This window comes from Streptomyces sp. NPDC058401, from assembly GCF_042722885.1.
In the GTDB taxonomy this organism is placed as follows: Bacteria; Actinomycetota; Actinomycetes; order Streptomycetales; family Streptomycetaceae; genus Streptomyces.
Map to the genome: position 1 here is coordinate 1 of NZ_JBHXKA010000254.1, position 4568 is coordinate 4568.

General features: G+C 75.4%; 5 protein-coding genes. 4 read left to right on the top strand and 1 reads right to left on the bottom strand.

The features are described 5' to 3' along the window. Nucleotides 1–316 precede the first annotated feature (316 nt). On the bottom strand, nt 317–502 hold the full coding sequence (locus tag ACFWNV_RS39340; protein WP_383957060.1) for a hypothetical protein: 186 nt from the start codon (nt 500–502) through the stop codon (nt 317–319). Nucleotides 503–608: 106 nt separating this feature from the next. On the opposite strand from ACFWNV_RS39340, the gene ACFWNV_RS39345 reads away from it, so the two are divergent. From ACFWNV_RS39345 to ACFWNV_RS39360, 4 genes are all read left to right on the top strand, one after another. Then, entirely contained in the window at nt 609–1757 is a 1149-nt protein-coding gene (locus ACFWNV_RS39345) for an ArsA family ATPase (RefSeq protein WP_383957062.1), read from the top strand. Nucleotides 1758–1894: 137 nt separating this feature from the next. Next, entirely contained in the window at nt 1895–2416 is a 522-nt protein-coding gene (locus ACFWNV_RS39350) for a DUF5304 domain-containing protein (RefSeq protein ID WP_383957065.1), read from the top strand. A 61-nt stretch (nt 2417–2477) separates the two neighbouring features. Next, complete coding sequence (locus ACFWNV_RS39355; RefSeq protein WP_383957068.1) at nt 2478–3419, top strand: ROK family glucokinase; 942 nt, start codon at nt 2478–2480, stop codon at nt 3417–3419. A gap of 70 nt (nt 3420–3489) precedes the next feature. Next, nucleotides 3490–4251 (top strand): endonuclease/exonuclease/phosphatase family protein, encoded by a 762-nt coding sequence (locus ACFWNV_RS39360; RefSeq protein ID WP_383957071.1) that lies wholly within the window; start codon nt 3490–3492, stop codon nt 4249–4251. Nucleotides 4252–4568: the final 317 nt, after the last annotated feature.

Here is a 4568-nt window from a genome sequence, read left to right on the forward strand (position 1 = left end):
GGTGGGGGTTGTTGTTTTTTTTTTTTATCCGTGCGTGGGCTGGTTGTGGGGGTCCCCCCCCCCCAAGGGGTGCGGGCGCAGCCCGGCACCCCGCTTCCAGCCCATCCGGCGCTTGAGGCGCGAGGTCCGGGCAGAGCCCGGGGGCCATACCCAGCCTCGCCGGCGTTTGAGGCGCGGGTCCGGGCAGAGGCCCGGGGCCACTCCCAGCCCCGCCGGCGTTTGAGGCGCGGGTCCGGGCGGAGCCCGGGGAACGGTGGAAGGGCGGGTAGGGGAACTCCGCCCCGCGCAGCGGCACCCCGCAGCCGGGGCGGCGCGCCTACCGGCCCCGGCGCCGCCGAAGGGGCAGGGCGGAAGCTCTGGGGGCCAGGGCCAGGGCCAGGGCCAGGGCCAGGGCCAGGGCCAGGGCCAGGGCCAGGGCCAGGGCCAGGGCCAGGGCCACGGCAGGGCCACGGCCAGGGCAGGGCCACGGCCAGGGCAGGGCCAGGGCCAGGGCCACGGCCACGGCAGGGGCCAGGGCCGGGTGGGTCGCAGGGGCGTGGCAGGCTGGCGGGGGCGGCCAGGGTCCCGCCGGGGAATCAGGGACAGGCACACGCGGAGCTAGGAGCAGCATGCACACCCTTCTCGTCACCGGCCCCGGCGGCGCCGGGCGGAGTACCGTCGCCGCGGCCACCGCACTGGCGGCCGCCCGCCAGGGCCACCGCGTGCTCCTGCTCACCGCCGGGCCCGCCGAACCGCCCGTGGCCGCGGAGGGCACGCTCAGCGTGGTCCGCGTCGACTCCGGCGAGGAGTTCCGGCGCGAGCTCGTCTCGCTCCAGGAGCGCGGCTCCGCGATGCTCGGGATGCTCGGCGCACGCCCCCTGCACACCGACGAGATCACCGAACTGCCCGGCGCCGAGCAGTTCGCCCTGCTCCGCGCCCTGCGGCGGGCCGCGGACGAGCCCGGCACCGACCTCCTGGTGGTCGACCTGCCCCCGCTGCACCAGGCGATCACCACCCTCGCCCTCCCCGCCCAGCTCCGCCGCTACCTCGCCCGGCTGCTCCCCGCGGAGCGCCAGGCGGCCCGCGCCCTGCGCCCCGTACTGGCCCAGCTCGCCGGTGTCCCCATGCCCGCGCAGTGGCTGTACGAGGCCGCCGCCCGCTGGGACGAGGACCTGGCGGCCGTACAGGACGTCCTGGAGGCCCCCACCACCTCCGTGCGGCTCGTCGCCGAGCCGGGACCGGCCGCCGACGCCGCGCTGCGCCTGGGCATGCTCGGGCTGGCCCTGTACCGGCTGCCCGTCTCCGCGCTCGTCGCGAACCGGCTGCTGCCCGCGGGATCCACCGACCCGTGGCTGGCGGGACTCGCCGCCCAGCAGGAGAAGTACGCCGCCCAGTGGGCCGGGGACGAGAGCGTCCCGGTGCTCCCCGTACCCCACCTGGGCCGGGACCCGCACGGCCTCGAGGACCTGGCGGAGCTGGCCCCGGCCCCCGCCCCGGCGACCGCGCCCCGCCCGGTCTGGACCGTCGAGGACCGGATCGCCGAGGACGGGGTGCTGCACTGGCGGGTCCCGCTGCCCCGCGCGGAGAAGGGCGAGCTCGGGCTGGTCCGGCGCGGGGACGAGCTGCTGCTCACGGTGGGCCCGTACCGCAGGATCGTTCCGCTGCCCGCCGCGCTGCGCCGCTGCACCGTCTCCGGGGCCGCCCTTGCCGACGGCGAGCTCCGCATCCGCTTCACTCCGGACCCGGACCTGTGGCCCCGGAGCGGCGCGAAGGCGTAGCCGCCCGCCGGGCGGGGGCCCCGCGGGCCTGGGGGGCGTACCGCCGTTCGGGTAACGTCGGAGGGAGCAGGACCACGAGCAGGACCCCGAGCAGGAGTCCGTACCGCACGCCCGCCGCCGTCGCAGGAGAGTCCGCCATGAGCGAGGCCACCGACCGTCCCACCGATCCCACCTCCGGGGACGACGCCTGGGCCGAGGCCTGCGCCGAGGACCTCGCCGCCGAGCGGGAGCGCCGCAGGTCCGAGCAGGGCGCCTCCGCGGGCGCCGGTACCGGTACCGCCGCCGAGGAGCTGTTCAAACTCTTCGAGGCCGTCGCCGACAAGGTGTCCGACAAGGTCACCGCACTGAACAACCCGCTGTTCGGCATCGCCGCGCAGGGCGCCGTACGGCAGTTCGTCAACCAGGCGAAGACCGCCGCCAAACCCGTGGTCGAGCGCAATCCCGAGGTCTTCGACCACCTCGCGGCGGCCGGCTCGGAGCTGCTCGCCGCCTACCGTTCGGCCGTCGAGGGCCACGAGCGCCGCTGGACGCGCGACGAACCGGCCCCCGGACGGGGGAACGGGCCCGCCGACAACGCCGCCGACAACGCCGCCGGGAACGCGAAGGACCCCCGTGACGAGGGCGACGCCGGCCCGACCGAGCGGATCGATCTCGACTGAACCCCCGCCTCCCTCGGGTACGGTTGACAGCGGCGGGGTTTGACCGGAAACCGAGGGACTAATGGGACTCACCATCGGCGTCGACATCGGCGGCACGAAGATCGCGGCCGGCGTGGTCGACGAAGACGGCACCATCCTTGAGACGTACAAGGTGCCCACGCCGCCGACCCCGGACGGAGTGACGGACGCGATCTGCGCCGCCGTCTCCGAGGTCAGCGCCAGCCACACCATCGACGCGGTCGGCATCGGCGCCGCCGGATACGTCGACGACAAACGCGCGACCGTACTCTTCGCGCCGAACATCAACTGGCGGCACGAGCCGCTGAAGGACAAGGTCGAGCAGCGCATCGGCCTGCCCGTGGTCGTCGAGAACGACGCCAACTGCGCCGCCTGGGGCGAATACCGCTTCGGCGCCGGCCAGGGCCACGAGGACGTCATCTGCATCACGCTCGGCACGGGCCTGGGCGGCGGCATCATCATCGGCAACAAGCTCCGGCGCGGACGCTTCGGCGTGGCCGCCGAGTTCGGCCACATCCGGGTGGTCCCGGACGGCCTGCTGTGCGGCTGCGGCAGCCAGGGCTGCTGGGAGCAGTACGCCTCCGGGCGGGCGCTCGTCCGGTACGCCAAGCAGCGCGCCAACGCCACCCCCGAGAACGCCAAGGCGCTCCTCGCGCTCGGCGACGGCACCCCCGAGGGCATCGAGGGCAAGCACATCAGCGAGGCGGCCCGGGCCGGCGACCTGGTGGCCATCGACTCCTTCCGCGAACTGGCCCGTTGGGCCGGCGCGGGCCTCGCGGACCTGGCCTCGCTCTTCGACCCGTCCGCGTTCATCGTCGGCGGCGGCGTCTCGGACGAGGGAGACCTGGTCCTCGACCCGATCCGCAAGTCCTTCAAGCGCTGGCTGATCGGCGGCGCGTGGCGCCCGCACGCTCAGGTGCTCGCCGCCCAGCTGGGCGGCAAGGCCGGACTGGTCGGCGCGGCGGACCTGGCCCGCCAGGGCTGACACCCTCTATCCGACGACTGCCCGCCGCGCCCCCTGGGGTGCGGCGGGCAGTCTCGTTATGTTGCCGGGTATGGACCTCACCGAGCTGCCGAACTCCCGTACCGAAGCCGACGGTTCCGCCGTGATCCGGGTGCTCTCCTACAACGTCCGCTCGCTGCGCGACGACGAGGACGCACTGGCCAGGGTCATCCGCGCGTGCGCGCCCGATCTCGTGTGCATCCAGGAGGCGCCGCGGTTCTTCCGGTGGCGCAAGCACGCGGCGCGGCTGGCCTCGAAGTGCGACCTGGTGGTCCTGTCGGGCGGCGCGACGGCCGCGGGACCGCTGCTCCTGTGCTCGCTACGGGCCTTCGTGGAACGGACCGACGACATACTGCTGCCCCTGACACCGGGCCGCCACCGGCGCGGCTTCGCCACGGCCGTCGTACGGCTGGGCGGGGTCCGGGTCGGCGTGCTCAGCGCACACCTGTCGCTGGACGGGCCCGAACGGCTGGCCCAGTCCGAACTGCTCCTGGAGCAGCTGGAAGGGATGGACGTGCCGTACGTGATCGCCGCCGGAGACATCAACGAGGGGCCGTCCGGGCCCGCCTTCCGCCGGCTCGCGGGTGCCCTGCAGGACTGCCGGGCGGTGGCGCCGTGGGGTGGGGAGCACACGTGGGTGCGGTCGGCTCCGCCGCGGCGGATCGACGCGGTCTTCGCCGGGGCGGGGGTGGAGGTGCTCGCCTGCGGTGTCCCTTCGGGGCTGCCCGGAGTCGCCCCCGCGGACCTCGCCCGCGCCACGGACCACCTCCCGGTCCTGGCCACCCTCCGGCTGCCCGTTCCTGCCTCTTTTTGACGCGGCACTCGCGCCACTCGGCCCTGGCGGGCCTCCTGGGCTTCGTCCCGCTGCGCCGGACTCCGTCCGTCGGTGGCCGGGTCGGGGCTGTCGCCACGGCCGCCCGGTGCCCGGGCCGGTGGGCGGGTGCGGCTGGGTTGGCCCTGCGGGGCAAGGTCCCCTACCCGCCCTTCGCCCGTTCCCCGGGGCTGCGCCCCGGACCCGTTTCCGGGTGCGCCGCCGTTCCCGGGGGCCAGCCCCCGGACCCCTGCTCCTCAAACGCCGGAGGGGCTGGATAGACCCAGCCTCGCCGGCGTTTGAGGCGCGGGGTCTGGGGC

Bases quoted from the DNA above. Each gene is read 5' to 3' on its own strand.
- ACFWNV_RS39345 (WP_383957062.1), top strand. From the start codon at position 609: ATGCACACCCTTCTCGTCACCGGCCCCGGCGGCGCCGGGCGGAGTACC.
- ACFWNV_RS39350 (WP_383957065.1), top strand. From the start codon at position 1,895: ATGAGCGAGGCCACCGACCGTCCCACCGATCCCACCTCCGGGGACGAC.
- ACFWNV_RS39355 (WP_383957068.1), top strand. From the start codon at position 2,478: ATGGGACTCACCATCGGCGTCGACATCGGCGGCACGAAGATCGCGGCC.
- ACFWNV_RS39360 (WP_383957071.1), top strand. From the start codon at position 3,490: ATGGACCTCACCGAGCTGCCGAACTCCCGTACCGAAGCCGACGGTTCC.